Consider the following 18,473-nt stretch of genomic DNA (forward strand, 5'->3'; position numbering starts at 1 on the left):
GTCCGATTTGTCGGGTGATGAACCCCGTTCACCTCTGTTCACCCTGCCCGGTTTCGGGGATGATCCGGGCAACCCTAGGGAGGCGGCGTGACGGTGACGCATGACGACAAGGTCGTACGGGAGTTCTCCAGGCAGGCGGCAGGGTTCGCCGACCCCCGGCTGAACGTCGCGTTCACCCGCGACCTGGACCGGCTCACCCGGTTCATGGAACCGGAGCTCGACACCGAGGACGTGGTGCTCGAGGTCGCCGCCGGGACCGCGCTCGTCTCCCGCGCGATCGCCCGCCGCGTCCGGCACGTGACGGCGCTCGACCTCACGCCCGCGATGCTCGCCGAGGGCAAGCGCGCGGCGGACCGCGACGGCGTCACCAATGTCACGTTCGCGCGCGGCGACGCCACCGCCCTGCCCTACCTCGACCGCTCGTTCACGCTGGTCGTCACGCGCTTCTCCCTGCACCAGGCCGCCGACCCCGAGGCCGTCGTGCGGGAGATGGCCCGCGTCAGCAGGCCCGGCGCGGCCCTGATCATCGCCGACCTCGTCCGGCCGGAGGGGATCGAGGGCGACCCCGACCGCATCGAGCGCCTCCGCGACCCCTCGCACGGCACCGCGCTCACCGCCGCGCGGATCGCCGGCATCACCGCGGCGGCGGGCGCGGAGGTGAAGCGGACCGAGGAGTTCGAGTTCACCCGTCCGCTGGGGCCCTGGCTGGAGCTGGCGCGGACGCCCGCGGACGTCGCGGCCGGGATCCGCAAGGAGCTGGAGGGCGAGCTGGCCGGCGGCCCCGCCACCGGGATGCGGCCCAGCGAGGTGGACGGCGAGCTGCACTTCACGCACACCTACCTGTTCCAGCACGCCGTCGCCAGGTGACGTCCGCGTCGCGCGGTACCCTCCCGGACGATTTTTTCGAGCAAACGTTCGACGCGGGTCGCTCGTATGTTCTAAGTTGTCGCGCATGGGTTCCAGCAACGTGCGCTCCCTCGATCGCGAGCCGGCCGCGCTGGCGATGCGCATCGGCGTCGTGGCGGCCGAGGCCGCCCTCGCCACCTTCGCCCGCAACCTCGACCTCGACGACCTCGCGGACGGCGTCGACTTCCAGGGCGCCATCGGTCCCGCCGAGTGGCCGGTGTTCTCCCTGGTGATCGACACGCTCGCGGAGGCCGGGCCGGACGACGGGCGGTCGGTGGACGAGCGGCGCGCGGACGCCCTCAACGACCTCGCCCGCATCTGCATGGCCGCCAAGCGCCGCGCCGGCGCCGCCTGACCGCCCTTCCCGGCCCGCCGACGCGGGACGGGAGGGGGCGGGACGGGGCGGGGCGGCGCCCGAATCCTCCGCGGCCCGGGTCCGGGCGCCGCCGTCGGCCGCGCGGTGCCGCCGTCAGCCGCGCGGCGGAGTCGTCAGCCGCGCGGCGCCGCCCGCACCTTGCCGGTGCTGGTGCGCGGCAGTTCGCCGACGAACCGGACGTCCCTCGGCACCTTGTACCGCGCCAGGTGCCTCCGCACGTACTCCTTGAGGTCGTCCTCGCCCACCCGCGAGCCGGGCACGCGCACGACGCTCGCGGCGAGGCGCTGCCCGAACCGCTCGTCGTCCACCCCCGTCACCGATACCTCCGCGACGTCCGGGTGGCCGCCGAGCAGGTTCTCGACCTCGCCGGGGAAGACGTTCTCTCCCCCGGAGACGATCATGTCGTCGGCGCGGCCGTCGATGAACAGCCGTCCCGCGGCGTCGAAGTGGCCGAGGTCGCCGGTGCCCGTCAGGCCGTGCCGGACGGTCGTGCCGCCGCCGCCCGTGTAGCCCGCGAACCGCAGCCCGCCGCCGGTGTGGACCTCGCCGGTCTCGCCGGGCGGCAGCGTCCGCCCGTCCTCGCCGAGGACCCTGACGGTGAGACGGTACGACGGCCTCCCGACGGTGCCCGGGGCTTCCCGGAGGTCGCCGGGCGTGGCGATCGTGGCCCAGCCCGTCTCGGTCGCGCCGTACACGTTGACGAGCACGTCGCCGAACGCGTCCATGAACGCCTCGGACAGGTGCGGGTGGAGCGCCGAGCCGCCGCAGACGACGGCGCGGAGGGACGGCGTCCGCGGGCGGTCCGGTACGTCCAGGACGCGCTGGAGCATCACGGGCACGGCGACCAGCGCCTCCGCGTCATGGCGGGTGATCGCGCGCAGCGTCCCGGCGGCGTCGAAGCGCCGCGACAGGACGAGCGGCATGCCCATCCCGAGCCCGACCGCCGTGTAGGCGAACCCCAGGATGTGGAACAGCGGCGGCGCGATCACGATCGGGCCCCCGGAGCGGACCGGGACGCGCATGAGATGGCTGAGCGCGACGGGCAGCAGCGCGCCGAGGGAGACGTCGTGCCGGGCGCCCTTCGGGGTCCCCGTGGTGCCGGACGTCATCACGATCACGCGGCTCGTCCGGGCGGGGCTGAGCGGCACCGGCGCGGTCGCCGTCACAAGCGCGTCGATGCTCTCCGGGTGGCCGCCCTCGGTCCAGGCGAGGACCCTGCGGACGGGTGCGCCGGACTCGTCGACGAGCGCGCCGAACTCCTCGTCGTGGACGAGCAGGCCGATGCCCTCGCGGTCGGCGACGCGCCCGAGCTGCGACGCGGAGAAGTCGGTGTTCAGCAGCACGACGTCGTTGCCGAGCCGGGACGCCGCGAGCACCGCCTCCACGAATCCCCGGTGGTTGCGGCACAGGATCCCGATCCTGTCGCGCGCGGGGTCGCCTGACCTGGCGCGGAGGGCGGTGGCCAGGGACGCGGCCCGGCGTTCGAGCCCGGCGTACGACAGCGCGCCGCGCTCGTCGATCAGGGCCGTCCGGCCGGGGAAGCGCAGGGCCGACATCGCGCCGAGCGTCGCGGGGACCGGCCCGAAACGGACGTAGGGGAACAGCAGCCGCGCGGCACGGTCGGGACGCACCGGGGCCAGCATCCCGGCGTCGCGGACGGCGCGGGTCGCGCGCAGCCCGAGGCTTGCGCACGAAAGAGCCCGGTCGAGCACCACCAGGGGACCTCTCTTCTGTCGACGGGCCTTCTCCGGGGACGGGGGCCGGCCGTCACGTCCCTACCCGCGAGCGCCCGCGATAAGGGTCCCGTTTCCGAGGGCCGCGGGCGGCGCCCCCGCGTCATGCCGGACGCGCGGTGATCAGCGCAGGTAGTGGAACGCCGGGCGGGGGTGCATCAGGAAGTCGTGATGGGAGATGTTCCAGGCGTAGGCCCCGGCCATGGTGAAGGCGATGACGTCACCCGGCTCCAGAGGCGGGACGGGCACGTCGCGCGCGAAGACGTCCTTCGGGGTGCAGAGCTGCCCGACGAGGGTGGCCTTCGCGGCGGGCCCGCTCCTCGGGGCGAGGACCTCGAAGGGCTGGTCGTGGCCCTTGGCGGCGGGCGTCCGCAGGTGATGCGTCCCGCCCCGCAGGATCACGTACGTCTCGCCGCGCGTGGACTTGACGTCCAGCACGTCGGTGACGTAGCGGCCGTGGTAGGCGGTGACGGCGCGGCCCGGTTCGACCCGGAGCCGCGTGCCGGGCGGCAGCGTGGCGGAGAGCGCGGAGAGCCCGGCGCCGTAGGCCGCCCAGTCGAAGCGGGCGGTGGGGTCGGTGTAGTCGACGGCCATGCCGCCGCCGAGGTTGATCTCCGGTTCGGTGACGCCGCGGGCCTCCAGCCAGGGGAGCGCCCACGCGGTGATGCGGCCCGCCACGTCGAGCAGCGCCGGGGCGTCCAGCCCGGACGCCAGGTGGGCGTGGATCCCCCAGAGGGTGATGTGCGGTGCCGAGGCGATGCGGCGGGCGCATTCGTCCAGCGCGTGCTCGTCCATGCCGAAGGGGCCGCTCATGGTGAGCACGGCGCCCGGCACGTCGATGGGCAGGTTGGCCCTGAGGAGCACCTCGGCCGGGCCGAGGTGTTGCAGCCGCGTCAGCTCTCCCGGGCTCTCGACGTGGATCCGGTGGACGCCGAGCGCGAGGGCGCGCGCCAGCTCCTCGTCGGTCTTGCCGGGTCCGCCGAACGCGAGAGGGACGTCCGGGAGGGCCTTCCGGACGTGGGCCATCTCCCCACCGGAGGAGACCTCGACGCCGTCGACGCAGGGCGCCAGGGCGCGGAGGATCTCCGCGTCCGGGTTCGCCTTGGCGGCGTAGAGCAGCTCGGTCCCGCCGAGCGCGGACCGGATGGCGGTGGCGTGACGGGCCAGCCCGGCGAGGTCGTAGACGTAGGCCGGGTAGGACGCCCCGGCGAGGTCCGTGGGATCGGGCAGACCGGTGGGACCGGTGCGGCCGGTCAGGTCGCGGGCGTCGTCCAGGGCCATCACGGCACCGCCAGCGGGTTGGGGGCGGGGACGTAGGCCGCGGCGCGGTCGGCCGTCCGCGCCCAGCGGGTGCGCAGGTTGGCCTTCGCGGGCAGCGGTGCCCCCGCGAGCAGCGCCGCGACCTGCGGGTGCGCGCCGAGGGCGGCGAAGTGCCCGCGTGCCGTCCGCCAGAGGCCGAGGGAGGGGTGCAGGTCGGCCACCGCCGCGGCGATCTCGGTCAGGTGGTTGACGAGCAGGCAGTACACGACGCGGTTCCAGCCCTGGTCGGGGGCGTAGGTGAGGGCCTCGGCGACCCGGGGCGGGAGGTGCGCCAGGTCCCAGCGCCCCGCGGTCAGCTTGGTGCCCTCCAGGTCGCGGAACGCGGCGCGGACCGGCATCCCGTCGGCGTCGACGCAGATCAGGACGTTCTGGAGGTGCGGTTCCAGGACGACTCCGTGGTCGAGGTAGGCGTGCAGGACGGGCGGGGCGACCCGCGCGACGTAGGCGTCCCACCAGGCGTGGGCGCCCTCCGGGGTCGCCATGGCGGGCAGGTCCGCGAGGAAGGTGCCGTAGGGGTCGGCCAGCGCCCCGGCCAGGAGCGGCGTGCCGGGCAGGTCCCGGACGCCCTGCCGGAGGATGACGCCGAGTCCCTCGTACAGATGGCGGTCGGCCAGCGCGACCGTGCGGTAGGCGGGCTCGCTGAGGAACGTGGCGTCCAGCGCCGCGAACACGCCCGCGAGGAGGCGGTCGAGGACGGCGGCGCCCGAGAGCTCGTACCAGGCGTTCTTGCGGACGCAGTTGGTGATGCGCACGTCCAGGCTGAACTTGCAGAACAGGTCCGCGTCGGGGAGGTACAGCGTGCGGACGGACGAGGTGGGCAGCGCCTCGGCGTCGGACGGCCCGAGGTCGGTGACGAGGTTCCCGGTGAGGGCACGGCGCAGGACGGGACGGTGCGCGAGCAGCGAGAACTGCCACGGGTGGACGGGCAGCAGCCTGCGGCCGGGAGGGACCGGCGGCCCGTACGCCTCCAGCCCCGCGAACGCGTCCGGGTCACCGTCCTCGGCGACCAGCTCCGACGGGACGGCCAGCCAATGCGGGCGGAAACGGGACCGGGTCTCCGGCGCGTACCTGAGCCATTCGCTGGGGGAGCCCTGGCGCGCCTTCGGCGACGGGTGGAAACGATGGCCCGCCACGAGGGCCTGCTCGGAGGCGATGTAGGGGTCGCCGTGCCGGCCGTCGCCCGCGCCCCGGACGGCGAGGATCGCGGCCAGCGCGCCGCGGCTCTCGGCGACCTGCGCCGGGAACTCCGGGTTCGCCACTCCGGTCGCCAGCTCCAGCTCACCGGCGACCAGGTCGGACAGGCGGTCCCAGGGGGCGGGCATCCACTCGTCCTCGCGCCGTTCCTCGTAGGGCGGGACCAGCCGGTAGGTCGGGCCCGAGGGGGGCCGCGCGAGTCCCGCGCGGAGCACGACGCCCGCGCGCGGCAGGCGCAGGACGACGCGCCCGCCGTCCGGCCAGACCTGCCGCTCGGGCGCGCAGACCTCGCGGATCAGGCAGTTGAGCAGGGCGGTGGCGGTGGCGTCGTCGGCCGTCAGGGCCGGGTCTGTCAGCAGCACGTGTCGTCCCGTAGGTAGTTCGGCCCCGGCGGGCCGTAGTGCTTGTTGATGTCGGCCGCGCCGGTCCTGGCCTTGTCGACGAGGGTTCCGGCGGTGACCATGGCCTTGCCCGGCAGTGACGCGGCGTCCAGCGTGCGGGAGCGCAGGAACGCGTCGCCGGGTCCGAGGGCCGCGTCGAGCCGGTCGCGGATCATGGCCCGGCCCGTGCGCCAGGGGAGCAGCCCGCGCCGGGCCAGCGCGGCGGCGGGCGCGGCGGCGCACAGGTGCAGGGTGATGGTGGTGAACACGCGGGCGAGCGCCTCGGGGTCGCGCGTCACCATCCGCCGGTCGACGAGGTCGCGGGGATCGGCGGACGGTGAGACGCCGAGACGGTCGTGCAGGACGTCCGGGTCGATCATGGCGCCGTCGTTGTCCTTGAGGAGGAGACGCGGCGGGCCGTCGTCCAGGACGAGCGCCACGTTCTGCTGGTGCGCCTCCAAGGCGATCCCGTAGCGGAACAGCGTGACGTTCCAGGAGAGCAGTGCCGACAGGTAGGCGCCGAAGAGTGACGCGACGTCCCAGCGTTCGACCACCAGCCGGCCGTCCGGGGCCTCGGCGACTAACGCCGCGATGGGGACGATGTGCGCGCGCGCCGTCTCGGGCGGGAACCGCCGCACGAGGTAGCCGAGGAGGGGTGAGCCCGCGTGGCCGTAGGTCTGCTCGTCGGCCAGCAGGACCGGGAACTTCTCCCGCTCCAGGACGCGGCGCAGGATCCGCTCGACGAGGGCCCCGTCCGGCAGCGTGCCCGGGACGATCGTGCGGCGGTTGCGCAGGCCCAGCGTGCTCGTCGGCAGCGGCATCTTCAGATGGTCCAGCGGTGCCGCGGCCACGGTGCGCATCGACAGGGTGGGGGCGACCTGGAGAAACCCCTCCGGCGCGATCGTCGCCCTGCTTTCCTTCCGTACCTGTGACACTGCCAGAGGATGGACGGGAAACAGGTCGGCGGCCGACGGCAGTCCCACATCGGCAGGGTCCGGCCACCATTTCGGTCGCACTCCCGTGGTCGTCGCGTTGGGGACCGACGCCCAGCGCAGGGGGAAGGCGGGGTTGAACTCCGGCGCGTACCGGCTGAGGTCCGCCGCGCTCAGCCCCGCCCGGCCCCGGCCCGTCGGATGGACGGGATGGTCGCCGAAGGCGGCGAGGGTCTCGTAGAAGGTGCCCGGACCTGATCGCAGGCCGTCCGGAATCCGGGCGAGGTGCCGCATCACCGCGGGCCGGGCGTCCTCGTGCAGGTGGATGGCGGCGAGCGCCTCCCGGCACTCCCGCTCGAAGGCCGCCACGTCGTCGCGCGGATCCGCGAGTGCGCGGACGGCCGCGAAGACGTCGCGGAGGCCGAGGGGCTGGGTCTCGTCCACGACGAGGTCGGAGAGGAAGGGCGGGTCCGCGCGGACGAGGCGGACGGCGCGCGCCGGAAGGGCGAGCGTGAGGGTCCGGTGGTCGGCGAGACGGCGCAGGCCCGCGTAGTCCTCGCGCAGCAGGGCGTCCAGGACCCGGGCCGCCAGCCGGGCCTCGCCGTCCGTCACGCGATCGTCCACGTGTGGGCGTCGCGGAAGCGGGCCAGCGCGGCCTCGACCTGGGCCGCGTCGGGACCGATGGCGCGGATCGTCCCGAGGTAGTCCCGGTTGGTGCGGGTGAGGGCGATGGCGTCGCCGACGCCGCGCTGCGGCCGGTACACCACGCGCACCGCGCCGTCGTCGGCCTCGACGGCGCCCGGCGCGGCGGCCAGCCTGCCCGGCCGGTCGGCGATGACCGGTTCCGCGACGGCGTGCCCCGGCGGGGGAGGCCCGCCCGGCTCCAGGCGCTCGCCGAGGTGGACGCGCAGGATCTGCTCGAACAGCGGAACGCCGAGCAGGTCGGCGAGCAGGAAGTCGCAGTGGTCGCCGATGAGCCGGTAGTTCACCTCGATGAGCCGGGCGCGTCCCTCGTGGACGACGAACTCTGTGTGGCACGCCCCGAACCCGACGCCCAGCGCCTCCAGCTGGGCCAGGACCTGCGGCGTCTCCGGCGGCGGCTGCGCCCATTCGAGGCGCTCCTCCACGAAGAACGGCGGCGGGGACACCCGCGTCCGGAAGGATCCGAGCACGCGCAGCCGATGGCCGTCCCCGAGCGTCTCCAGGGTGTGCAGCGCGCCGGGCAGGTACTCCTCGGCCACCAGCGGGCCGCCGCGCCGCGCGGCGATCTCCTCGCGCCGCGCGGTCAGCTCCCGCGCGTCGTGGACGAGGAACACGTCCTCGCTGGCCACGCCCTCGCGCGGCTTGAGGACGAGCGGGTACGGCGCGTCCGCCGGGACCGCGGAGGCGTCCGCGGAGAAGACCGGGTCGAGCGGGGCGAGGTGGCGGCGCATGAGGGACTTGTTCTTCGCCCGGGTCGCCGCCCGCCAGTCCTTGCCCGGCAGCCCGAAGTACGCGGCGGCGAGCGCGGCCGGCGCCTGGAGGAAGTCGCTGTTGGAGAAGATCCCGCCGGGCCCGTCCCCGACGCGGGCGATGACCTCCCGGAAGTCGGAGACGTCGCACGCGGCGACCGGCCCGTCGTGCCGGTGGGCGGAGGGGCGGTCGGTGAGCAGGACCGCGTCCAGGCCCAGGCGCGCGGCGGCGGGCAGGAATCCGTGCGTCACCGAGTCGGTCGCCTTCCCGGCGACCACGTAGACAGAGGCGGCCACAGTGGGCCTTTCCAGTGAGTGAGGTAAGGCTTGCCTAAGTGAGATTGTCACCCTAGTGGCCGGGCGCGGGCGACGCGGGCAAGATCGGTGACATCGCGTGTCCCGCCCCGCCCCCCGGATCCGCGAGGATGGGCCCATGGACCTCGTCGAGCGGTGGATCGCCCTGGCCGGGCCGCAGACCCGGCACATCGGAACGGAACTGGACGCCCGCTACGGCGAGCCGCACCGCCGCTACCACACGCGCGAGCACCTCACCGCCGTCCTCGACCTCGTGGACGAGCTCGCCGCCCACGCCGCCGACCCCGGCGCCGTCCGGCTCGCGGCGTGGTTCCACGACGCCGTCTACGACCCCGAGCGCGCCGACAACGAGGAGCGCAGCGCCCGCCTCGCCGCGCGGATGCTGGCCGACACCGACCTCGCGGACGACGACGTCGGGCGGGTCGTCCGGCTGGTGGAGCTGACCGCCACCCACGCCCCCGGCGCGGACGACCGCGACGGGCAGGTCCTGTGCGACGCCGATCTCGCGATCCTCGGCGCGGATCCCGACCGGTACGCCGCCTACGCGGCGGCCGTCCGGGAGGAATACGCTTTCGTCCCCGAGGAGCTCTACCGCGCCGGACGTGCGGAGATATTGAACGGGCTCCTGGCGTTGCCCGCGCTCTTCCATACTCCGCCCGCGCGCGAGCGCTACGAGGGCCGCGCCAGGCGTAACATACAGACCGAACTGATGCTCCTGAACGCCTAACGTGAAAGGCGCACGACCTTGCGGCGCCGCAGACCGGCCTGGGTCAGCCGCAGGAGAAGCTCCTGACAGCCCACCGCCACCGCGCCCTGCGCGACCGCCGCCCCGTAGAGCTCCGACGGGACGTCATAGTGGTCCCGCTCGAACGCCCGTGGCGTCATCCCCAGGTCGGCCGCGAATGCATGCAGCTCCTCGTACGAGACGTCGCTCACCATGTGCGACCACACCCGCCCGCGCGCGGGCCACAGAGGCGGATCTATGAGGATCAAGAATGCTCCGGGGGACCAGTGACCGAAATCCTTTACAGTGCCTGACAGTACGACATGCGAGGGGGCATGAAGGTGAACGACGTAGTCGCGCACATCCAGGACGGCCGTGACCGTTTCCTCGCCGACCTCAAGGACTGGCTGGCGATCCCGTCCATCTCGGGGGACCCCGCGCACGCCCCCGACGTGCGGCGCTCCGCCGAGTGGCTCGCCGCGTACCTGAGGGAGCAGGGCTTCCCGACCGTCGAGACCTGGGAGACCGCCGGGCTGCCCGCCGTCTTCGCCGAATGGCCCGCCGCCGATCCGGACGCGCCGGCGGTCGTCGTTTACGGTCACCACGACGTCCAGCCGGTGGAGCCGCTGTCGGAGTGGGAGACCGACCCGTTCAAGCCCGTGGAGAAGGGCGACCGGCTCATCGGGCGCGGCGCGTCCGACGACAAGGGCCAGGTCCTGTTCCACACGCTCGGCCTCCGCGCCGCCCTCGCCGCGTCGGGCGCGGACGCCCCGCCCGTCACCATCAAGCTGCTGGTCGAGGGCGAGGAGGAGTCCGGCTCCGTCCACTTCGCCGAGCTTCTGCGCACCCACCGCGCGCGGCTGGACTGCGACGCCGTCGTCATCAGCGACACCACGATGTGGGCGGCGGACGTCCCGTCGATGTGCACCGGGATGCGCGGCCTCACCGAGGTCGAGCTCACGCTGCGCGGCCCCTCGTCCGACCTGCACTCCGGCTCGTTCGGCGGCGCCGTCCCGAACCCCCTGCACGCCATGGTCGCGCTGCTGGCGTCGCTGCACGACGACGCCGGGCGGGTCACCCTCCCCGGCTTCTACGACACCGTCGTCCCGCTCACCGACGAGGAGCGCGCGCTGTTCGCGCGGCTGCCGTTCGACGAGGACGCCTGGTTGCGCACCGCGGGCGACAGCCGCGCCGCGTACGGCGAGGAGGGTTACTCCACCCTGGAGCGGATCTGGGCGCGCCCGACCGCGGAGATCAACGGCATGTGGGGCGGGCACACCGGTCCCGGCGGCAAGACGATCGTTCCCCGCGAGGCGCACGCCAAGATCTCCTTCCGGCTGGTCGCCGGGCAGGACCCGGCCGCGGTACGGGACTCCTTCCGCGCCTGGGTCGCCAACGGCACCCCTCCCGGCGTCCTCGCCGAGGTGCGCACGTCGGGCGGGGGCGTCCGCCCGTGCTTCTCGCCGATCGACTCCGCCGGCGTCCGCGCCGCCCGCCGCGCCATGGAACGGGCGTTCGGCGGTGAGATCCTTCTCACTCGCGAGGGCGGCAGCGGACCCGAGGCCGACCTTGCCGACATCCTGGACGCGCCGCTCATCTTCGTCGCGGTCGGGCTGAACGGCGACCGGATCCACGCCCCGAACGAGAAGGTCGAGATCCCGCTGCTGCTCAAGGGCGCCGAGGCGGCCGCCTACCTGTGGGAAGAGCTCGCCACCGCGCTGCGCTGAACCGGGGTGGGACCCCGGACGTGAGAGGAGTCAGGTGACGGCGAAGGACGGCCCCCTGGAGTGGCTGGCCCTGGCGCGCGGCACCCTGGACAGGGCCGCGCTCAACCGCCGCGACGACCGATGGCTCGCCCGCGCGTCGGCCGACCCCCGGACGCGGGTGCTGATCGTCCAGGACGGGCGCGCGCTCGTCACCTACGAACCCGCCCCGGCACTGGTGTTCGTCCCGCCGGGACGGGCCCCGGACGGCGACCGCTGGCTCCTCGGCGTCGACGGCGACGGCACCGCCTACTTCGGCGTCGCGGCGCCGCTGCCCGCCGTCGAGGGCGCCGAGCCGGCCGGGCTCCGGCGGGTCGGCGCGCTGCTCGGCGACCGCGACTCCGGACTGCTCACGCATGTCGTCGCGCTGGAGCACTGGCACGCCGGCCACCGGTTCTGCCCGCGCTGCGGCACCCCCACCGAGGTCGCCTCCGCCGGCCACGTCCGGGTCTGCCCCGCCGACGGCTCGCAGCACTTCCCGCGCGTCGACCCCGCCGTCATCATGCTGGTGACCGACGCGTCCGACCGGATCCTGCTGGCCCGCGGCCCGCAGTGGCCCGCCGACCGCCGCTCGATCCTCGCCGGGTTCGTCGAGCCCGGCGAGTCGCTGGAGCAGGCCGTCGCACGCGAGGTGGACGAGGAGGTCGGCCTCCCCGTCCGCGACGTCCGCTACGTGGGCAGCCAGCCGTGGCCGCTGCCGCGGAGCCTCATGCTCGGCTTCACCGCCAAGGCCGACGGCGACGTCCCGCTGCGCCCGGACCCGGAGGAGATCCTGGACGCCGCCTGGTACGGCCGCGAGGAGCTCCGCGCCGCCATCGACGCCGGGGACCTCGTCGCGCCCGGCCCGCTGTCCATCGCCGCGCAGCTCATCAAGCGCTGGTACGGCGGGAGCCTGCCGGACATGCCGCACTTCTGACGGACGGCCCGTGCCGCTCAGACCTCGCGGGTCAGTGCGGCCAGATGCCGCTTCACTTCCTTGGCGCTCGGGTTCGTCAGGACGACCGCGTCGCCGATGGTGACCGTCGGGACCGTCTGGTTCCCGCCGTTGACGCTCATCACGTAGTCGGCCGCGGCCGGATCGCGCTCGATGTCGACCTCGACCATCTCAATGCCGTCGCGGGCGAGCTGGCTCTTGAGCCTGCGGCAGAAGCCGCACCAGGACGTCGTGTACATGGTGAGCTGCCCGGCGGGGCCCTTGGCCCGCTCGGTGGTCGGCGTCGCCATCGGTGCGTCGTCTCCCTCGTTCGTTCGTGCGATCCGTTCGATACGCCTATCAGAGAACAGCGGGCCCCCGCTTCTCATTCCTACCCCCGGGGACGGTGCGCGCGGCTGCAAAGATGGGGGGATGTTGGCAGAGTCGGTGCTGGCGGGACTCGACCCCGACCAGCGGGCGGTCGCGGAAGCGGTGCAGGGCCCGGTGTGCGTGCTGGCAGGTGCGGGCACCGGCAAGACGCGGGCCATCACGCACCGCATCGCCTACGCCACGCTCACCGGCGTGGTCACGCCGCAGCGGGTGCTGGCAGTGACGTTCACCACCCGCGCGGCGGGGGAGCTGCGCAGCCGGCTGCGCACGCTCGGCGCGCCCGGCGTGCAGGCGCGGACGTTCCACGCGGCGGCGCTGCGCCAGCTCACCTACTTCTGGCCGCGCGTCGTCGGCGGCGAGCCGCCCAAGATCATCGACTCGAAGATCGGGCTGGTGGCGGACGCGGCGCGCGCGTGCCGGCTGTCGTACGGGCGCACCGAGCTGCGCGACATCGCCGGTGAGATCGAGTGGGCGAAGGTCACCCAGAACCGTCCCGAGGACTATCCCGGCGCGGTCGCGCGCGCGGGGCGCAGGCCGTCCGCCGACGTCGTGGACGTGGCCCGTGTCTACGCCATGTACGAACAGCTCAGGCGCGAACGCAACCTCCTCGACTTCGAGGGGATGCTGGAGCTGACGGCAGCGGTCCTCACCGAGCACCGCGAGGTCGCGAACCAGGTCCGCGAGCAGTACCGGTACTTCGTCGTGGACGAGTTCCAGGACGTCAACCCGCTGCAGCGGATGCTCCTCGACACCTGGCTCGGCGACCGCGACGACCTGTGCGTCGTCGGCGACCCCAACCAGACGATCTACTCCTTCACCGGCGCGAGCCCGTCGCACCTGCTCGACTTCACCCGCCGGCACCCGGACGCGAAGGTGGTCAGGCTCGTCCGCGACTACCGGTCCACGCCGCAGGTCGTGCGGCTCGCGAACGGCGTGATCGGCGCCGCCCGCCACCGCCCGCGCGAGGGCGCCCGCGGGCCCGCGCTGGAGCTGGTGGCGCAGCGCCCGGACGGCCCCGACCCCGTCTTCAACGAGTACGACGACGAGGTCGCCGAGGCCGACGACGCGGCGCGGCGCGCCCGCAAGCTCATCGACGAGGGCGTCCCGGCGCGGGAGATCGCGATCCTCTACCGGATCAACGCCCAGTCCGAGACGTACGAGGCGGCCCTGTCCTCGGCGGGCGTCCCCTACGTGCTGCGCGGCGCGGAACGGTTCTTCGAGCGCCCCGAGGTGCGCGAGGCGGTCGTCCGGCTCCGCGGCGCGGCCCGCGCGGGCGCCGACGCCGAGACCGACGGCACGGGCCTGATACTGACCGTCCGGCACGTCCTGTCCGGAGCGGGCTTCTCCGACCGGCCGCCCGAGGGCGCGGGCGCCGCGCGCGCGCGCTGGGAGTCGCTCGCCGCGCTGGCGCAGCTCGCCGAGGACATGGCGGCCGACGACCCGAAGGCGGGCCTGCCGGAGTTCGTCGCCGAGCTGGAGGAGCGCGCCGCCGCGCAGCACGCCCCGCCGCTGGAGGGCGTCACGCTGGCGTCGCTGCACGCCGCCAAGGGCCTGGAATGGGACGCGGTGTTCCTCGTCGGCCTCGCCGAGGGCACCCTGCCGATCGTCTACGCGGAGACGCCCGAGCAGATCGAGGAGGAGCGCCGCCTGCTGTACGTGGGCATCACCCGCGCCCGCGTCCACCTGGCGCTGTCGTGGGCGCTGTCGCGCTCGCCCGGCGGCGCGCGCCGCCGCCGCCCGTCCCGGTTCCTGGACGGCCTCTCCGGCAAGACCACCACCCACACCCCGGCCCCCGCCGACCGGACGAAGCGCCGCGCGGCCAAGGGCCCGCAGCCGTGCCGGGTGTGCGGGCGGCCGCTCACCGCCGCCGTCGAGCGCAAGCTCGGCCGCTGCGAGGACTGCCCGTCCGAGCTGAACGAGGAGCTGCTCATCGCGCTGCGGGAGTGGCGCGCCGAGGTGTCGGCGGAGCAGCGGATCCCCGCCTACGTGGTCTTCACGGACGCGACCCTCCAGGCGATCGCCGAGCACGCCCCGGAGTCGCTGGAGGAACTCGCCCGCATCCCCGGCGTGGGCAAGGTCAAGCTCGACCGTTACGGCGAGACCGTCCTCGCCCTCTGCGGCGCGTGACGCGCCCCCAGGCGGAGGTGAGACACCGCTCACACCTGGCCATAGGGAACACTGGCCGGTGTGAAGGAGTCACTGAAGTCACTGCTGGACCTCCTCGACCTTGAGCAGATCGAGAACGACATCTTCCGCGGCCGCAGTCCCGAGGACCGCCAGCAGCGGGTCTTCGGCGGCCAGGTCGCCGGGCAGGCGCTGGTCGCCGCGGGGCGCACCGTCCCGGTGAACCGCCCCGTGCACTCGCTGCACGCCTACTTCATCCGCCCGGGCGACCCGCTGGTCCCGCTCGTCTACACCGTCGACCGCGTCCGCGACGGCAGGTCCTTCACCACCCGCCGGGTGGTCGCGATCCAGCACGGCAAGGCGATCTTCACACTGTCGGCGTCCTTCCAGATCGCCGAGGACGGCCCGCACCACCAGGCGCCCATGCCGGACGCGCCCGCCCCCGAGACGCTGCCCACCGCGCTGGAGCGCCTCACCCCCCTGTTCGGCGAGGCGGGCGCCCGCGCGTTCACCGAGCAGCGCCCCTTCGACGTGCGGCACGCGACGCCGCTGACGTGGGAGGCCGCCAAGGACCCGTCCCTGGCCACCCCGGAGACCAGGGTGTGGCTGAAAGTGGACGGCGAGCTCCCCGACGACCCGCTCCTGCACGTCTGCCTGATGACCTACGCGTCCGACATGACGCTGCTCGACACCGTCCTGCTCAACCACGGCCTGGCCTGGGGCGACAAGCGGACGATGGGCGCCAGCCTCGACCACGCGATGTGGTTCCACCGGCCCTTCCGCGCCGACGACTGGCTCCTGTACTCCCAGGACACGCCCTTCGCGGGCGGCGCGCGCGGGCTCGCACGCGGGCAGGTCTTCACCCACGGCGGTGAGCTGGTCGTATCGGTGATGCAGGAGGGCCTCATCCGCGTCGCGGACTGACCCTGCCCGAACGGGCGGCCGAACGGGCGGCCGAACGGGGCTCGCCTGCGCGCGCGACTCGTGAGATGATCGTTTGCGTGGGATCTCCGAGGGTCTCCAACGCCCTTCCGGGCGTCCGGGGTTTCTTCGGCGAGAGGGTGGACTGACCTACGAAACCGCAGGTCAAAAATACCTTGATTGATTCGCGGAAGTCCCCGTACGCTCGTTGCGAGCAATCAGCCGGCCGGTCCGGATGGATCTTGGATCCAGCGGTAGCGGCCCGAGTAGCCAGAGAGGTGGTGTGTCGTCCGGTGATGAGCATGTTGATCAAATCTGCGCCGATCTGGACCCTCGCCTGCTCTGGTGACTCCACCGCCTATTCCGCCGCGTCCGTGTGGAGCCGGCCGGGCCTGAAGCCCGGCGGTGCCGTCGCGAACGGCGACGCGGACGTGCGGCCCGGCGAGGCCCCTGCCGGCGGGCAGGGCTCCGCCTTCGGCATGCGACTGCGTGATCTGCGCATCGAGCAGCGAGTCCAGGACGAGCAGGTGCGGACCGTCTTCGAACACCTCGACGACATCAGCACCCAGGCTCCGGCCACGGCCCACAAGGGCGCCCCCCGCACGGGTGGCGTGTCGGGTCCGTACCCCTGGAGGCGACCGGTCTAGCTAGACACCGGCAAGCCCCCAGGCCGCGGATCCAGACACCGGATCCGCGGCCTTCTTATTTGCCCAGACAACCCACCGAAACGCCCGTTGAGATCCAACGAGAGGAACAAGGGTGACTGTGATGCAGGGGGCACTCGCAGTGAGCGAGGAGGACCTCACGCTTCCGTGCCGGACCGACCCGGAGCTGTTCTTCGCCGAGTCTCCCGCCGACGTCGAGCTCGCCAAGGCCCTGTGCCTGGAGTGCCCGCTCCGCAGGGAGTGCCTGGCCGGGGCGCTTGAGCGCAAGGAGCCCTGGGGCGTCTGGGGTGGCGAGCTGTTCGTCCGGGGCGTGATCGTCCCGCGCAAGCGGCCGCGTGGCCGTCCCCGGAAGCACCCGCTGCCGGACGAAGTGACCGTGTGATGCCCGCCGGGCGGGCGCTGCCTCAGGCACCGCCCGCCCGGCAGGCCGTGACCAGCCGCCGTGGAGAAGAAGATGATCACGCTCGACCAGGAGCCGTCCCGGGAGCGGACGCCCGTGACGGTCCCGGACGGTCTCGCCGTCCGCGTGCACGCGCTGCGGCGCGCCCGCCGCGACGCGCGCACCCGGGCGTCCCGCGTGCGGCGCGTCCTGCTCGCACCCACCGCGAGCGGGGAGGACTACACCTACGTCCCGGAGAGGCACCGGGACTGACCTGGCCCGCCCGGGTCGCAGGCCGCCGCCCGTCCTTCTTGGATGGTTTGACGAGCCGCGGACCTCCCCGGGCGGGCACCCGAAGCGCGCCGGTGGCCCACTCACCGGACGCGCGAGAACAGGACCCCGCGCATTCCATCAGTGCGCGGGGTCCTGATCGTCTCCGGCCGATCTTTGTGGGGGACGACCCCCACACCCACGGTGGGGGTCAGCCCGTGACCAGCTCGCCGTCCGCGTCGTCGGCGAAGCCCGGGACCCACCTCAGCGACTCCGCGCGGGCGGGGATCTCGCACTCCAGCTGGCACAGCACGCCCGTGCCCGCCGACAGCACCCGGTGGATGATCACGTACTCGGGCGGCAGGTTCAGCTGCCGGACGACGTTGGTCGGGCGCAGGTCGGTGACGCGGGCGGCCATGTCGCGCAGCCACTCGCGGTTGAACTTGAACGTCTCGGTGACGAACGGCTCGGTGATCGGCGCGAGGAACGCCTGGAGGGACTCCGCGTCCACCTCCACGCCCTCGCGGATGAAGTCCTCGCGGCGCAGGGCCTCCTCGATCTCGTCGATGTCGGCCATCGTGCCGATGCGCAGGAGCAGCCCGAGCCGCTGCTGGAAGCCGCCGGGGATGCGGTCGACGGCGCCGAAGTCCAGGACGCCGAGCCTGCCGTCCTCCAGCAGGCGGAAGTTGCCGGGGTGCGGGTCCCCGTGCAGCATCCCCGAGCGCTTCGGGCCCGACAGCAGGAACCGGCAGTACAGCAGCGCCGCGTGGTCCCGGGTCTCCTGGTCGCCGTCGCTGATGATCTTCGAGAGCGGGGTGCCGTCCATCCACTCGGTGACCAGCACGTCGCCGGACTGGGCGATGACCTCCGGGATCGAGAAGTCGGGGTCGTCGGCGTAGGCGTCCCGGATGATCGTCTGGGACTCGGCCTCGATCGTGTAGTCCAGCTCCTCGGCGACCCGCTCCTTCAGCTCGGCGAGCATCGTCTTGACGTCCAGCCCCGGCATCAGCACGCCGAACAGCCGGCCGAGCCGGGCCAGCTGGTTGAAGTCGCTGATCAGCGCCTTGCCCGCGCCCGGGTACTGCACCTTGACGGCGACGGCGCGGCCGTCGTGCCACACCGCCCGGTGCACCTGGCCGATCGACGCCGCCGCGGCGGGCCGGTCGTCGAACGACACGAACCGCTCACGCCAGTCCTCGCCGAGCGCGCCCGCGAGGACGGTGTGGACGGTCGAGGCGGGCAGCGGGGGAGCGGCCTCCTGGAGCTTCGTCAGCGTCGCGCGGTAGGGGCCGGCGATCTCCGGCGGCAGCGCCGCCTCGAAGATCGACAGCATCTGGCCGAGCTTCATCGCCCCGCCCTTGAGCTCGCCGAGCACCGTGAACAGCTGCTCGGCGGTCCGGGTCTGGATCTCCATGGCGACGGCCTCGGCGGACCGGCCGAACGTCCGTTTCCCCAGGCCGAGCGCGGTGCGTCCGGCGAAGCCGATCGGGAGGGACGCCAGCTTTGCGGACCGCGTCACCGCGCGGCGGGGAAGATCGCTCACGCCGTCCATTGTCGGTGATCCACTCTCGTTCTCGCCACAACCATCCGCGCCCGATCCCGGTCACCCGGACCGGCGCGCCCGCGTCACCTGCGGCGACGATGTAAGTGTGCGCTTTCTCACCCGCCGGGGGGCGGGCCGGGCGGCGCCCCCGCGGCCCCGCGGGACGCGCCCGGC

The 18,473-nt window shown here is 73.7% G+C and carries 18 protein-coding genes; 10 read left to right on the forward strand and 8 right to left on the reverse strand.

Annotated features, from left to right (window positions below):
- The first annotated feature begins 87 nt into the window (after positions 1-87).
- Positions 88-867, forward strand: coding sequence for a class I SAM-dependent methyltransferase (locus AGRA3207_RS29860; protein WP_231330465.1), 780 nt, complete (start codon positions 88-90; stop codon positions 865-867).
- Between the two features lie 85 nt (positions 868-952).
- Complete coding sequence (locus AGRA3207_RS29865; RefSeq protein ID WP_231330466.1) at positions 953-1,261, forward strand: hypothetical protein; 309 nt, start codon at positions 953-955, stop codon at positions 1,259-1,261.
- A 134-nt stretch (positions 1,262-1,395) separates the two neighbouring features.
- On the opposite strand, the gene AGRA3207_RS29870 is transcribed toward AGRA3207_RS29865, so the two are convergent.
- The 5 genes from AGRA3207_RS29870 to AGRA3207_RS29890 all read right to left on the reverse strand — a co-directional run bounded on the left by AGRA3207_RS29870 (position 1,396) and on the right by AGRA3207_RS29890 (position 8,589).
- Complete coding sequence (locus AGRA3207_RS29870; protein WP_231330467.1) at positions 1,396-2,997, reverse strand: AMP-binding protein; 1,602 nt, start codon at positions 2,995-2,997, stop codon at positions 1,396-1,398.
- A gap of 141 nt (positions 2,998-3,138) precedes the next feature.
- Positions 3,139-4,296 carry a type III PLP-dependent enzyme gene (locus AGRA3207_RS29875; RefSeq protein ID WP_231330468.1) on the reverse strand — a complete coding sequence of 386 codons (1,158 nt, stop codon included), beginning with the start codon at positions 4,294-4,296 and terminating at the stop codon, positions 3,139-3,141.
- Positions 4,296-5,891: an IucA/IucC family protein gene (locus tag AGRA3207_RS29880; protein ID WP_231330469.1), complete on the reverse strand. Its 1,596-nt coding sequence runs from the start codon at positions 5,889-5,891 to the stop codon at positions 4,296-4,298. The genes AGRA3207_RS29875 and AGRA3207_RS29880 overlap by 1 nt, the downstream gene beginning before the upstream one ends.
- Complete coding sequence (locus AGRA3207_RS29885) at positions 5,882-7,453, reverse strand: IucA/IucC family protein (RefSeq protein WP_231330470.1); 1,572 nt, start codon at positions 7,451-7,453, stop codon at positions 5,882-5,884. Before AGRA3207_RS29885 ends, AGRA3207_RS29880 begins: the two co-directional genes overlap by 10 nt.
- The gene (locus AGRA3207_RS29890) at positions 7,450-8,589 is read right to left on the reverse strand and encodes an ATP-grasp domain-containing protein (protein WP_231330471.1); all 1,140 of its coding nucleotides are present in this window, start codon (positions 8,587-8,589) and stop codon (positions 7,450-7,452) included. The genes AGRA3207_RS29885 and AGRA3207_RS29890 overlap by 4 nt, the downstream gene beginning before the upstream one ends.
- Positions 8,590-8,725: 136 nt before the next feature.
- On the opposite strand from AGRA3207_RS29890, the gene AGRA3207_RS29895 reads away from it, so the two are divergent.
- Positions 8,726-9,334, forward strand: coding sequence for an HD domain-containing protein (locus AGRA3207_RS29895; RefSeq protein ID WP_231330472.1), 609 nt, complete (start codon positions 8,726-8,728; stop codon positions 9,332-9,334).
- Here the strand turns inward: AGRA3207_RS29895 and AGRA3207_RS29900 are convergent.
- Positions 9,331-9,546, reverse strand: coding sequence for a DUF4031 domain-containing protein (locus AGRA3207_RS29900; RefSeq protein WP_420830801.1), 216 nt, complete (start codon positions 9,544-9,546; stop codon positions 9,331-9,333). The two genes, AGRA3207_RS29895 and AGRA3207_RS29900, sit on opposite strands and share 4 nt — an antisense overlap.
- 126 nt (positions 9,547-9,672) lie before the next feature.
- On the opposite strand from AGRA3207_RS29900, the gene AGRA3207_RS29905 reads away from it, so the two are divergent.
- Entirely contained in the window at positions 9,673-11,058 is a 1,386-nt protein-coding gene (locus AGRA3207_RS29905; protein WP_420830802.1) for a dipeptidase, read from the forward strand.
- A 34-nt stretch (positions 11,059-11,092) separates the two neighbouring features.
- Positions 11,093-12,010: an NAD(+) diphosphatase gene (nudC, locus tag AGRA3207_RS29910; RefSeq protein WP_231330475.1), complete on the forward strand. Its 918-nt coding sequence runs from the start codon at positions 11,093-11,095 to the stop codon at positions 12,008-12,010.
- 17 nt (positions 12,011-12,027) lie between these two features.
- Here the strand turns inward: nudC and AGRA3207_RS29915 are convergent, their stop codons facing one another.
- Complete coding sequence (locus AGRA3207_RS29915) at positions 12,028-12,318, reverse strand: mycoredoxin (protein WP_231330476.1); 291 nt, start codon at positions 12,316-12,318, stop codon at positions 12,028-12,030.
- A 121-nt stretch (positions 12,319-12,439) separates the two neighbouring features.
- Between AGRA3207_RS29915 and AGRA3207_RS29920 the strand changes: the two genes are divergently transcribed.
- From AGRA3207_RS29920 to AGRA3207_RS29940, 5 genes are all read left to right on the forward strand, one after another.
- Positions 12,440-14,524 carry an ATP-dependent DNA helicase UvrD2 gene (locus tag AGRA3207_RS29920; protein WP_231330477.1) on the forward strand — a complete coding sequence of 695 codons (2,085 nt, stop codon included), beginning with the start codon at positions 12,440-12,442 and terminating at the stop codon, positions 14,522-14,524.
- 60 nt (positions 14,525-14,584) lie between these two features.
- Positions 14,585-15,445 (forward strand): acyl-CoA thioesterase II, encoded by an 861-nt coding sequence (gene tesB, locus AGRA3207_RS29925; protein WP_231330478.1) that lies wholly within the window; start codon positions 14,585-14,587, stop codon positions 15,443-15,445.
- Positions 15,446-15,744: 299 nt separating this feature from the next.
- Positions 15,745-16,089, forward strand: a complete 345-nt coding sequence (locus AGRA3207_RS29930; RefSeq protein ID WP_231330479.1) for a hypothetical protein — start codon at positions 15,745-15,747, stop codon at positions 16,087-16,089.
- 121 nt (positions 16,090-16,210) lie between these two features.
- On the forward strand, positions 16,211-16,489 hold the full coding sequence (locus AGRA3207_RS29935) for a WhiB family transcriptional regulator (RefSeq protein ID WP_231330480.1): 279 nt from the start codon (positions 16,211-16,213) through the stop codon (positions 16,487-16,489).
- 72 nt (positions 16,490-16,561) lie between these two features.
- On the forward strand, positions 16,562-16,759 hold the full coding sequence (locus tag AGRA3207_RS29940) for a hypothetical protein (protein WP_231330481.1): 198 nt from the start codon (positions 16,562-16,564) through the stop codon (positions 16,757-16,759).
- Positions 16,760-16,967: 208 nt separating this feature from the next.
- Here the strand turns inward: AGRA3207_RS29940 and AGRA3207_RS29945 are convergent, their stop codons facing one another.
- Complete coding sequence (locus AGRA3207_RS29945; protein WP_231330482.1) at positions 16,968-18,299, reverse strand: ABC1 kinase family protein; 1,332 nt, start codon at positions 18,297-18,299, stop codon at positions 16,968-16,970.
- Between the last annotated feature and the right edge of the window lie 174 nt (positions 18,300-18,473).

The organism is Actinomadura graeca, from assembly GCF_019175365.1.
GTDB classification, from domain to species: domain Bacteria; phylum Actinomycetota; class Actinomycetes; order Streptosporangiales; family Streptosporangiaceae; genus Spirillospora; species Spirillospora graeca.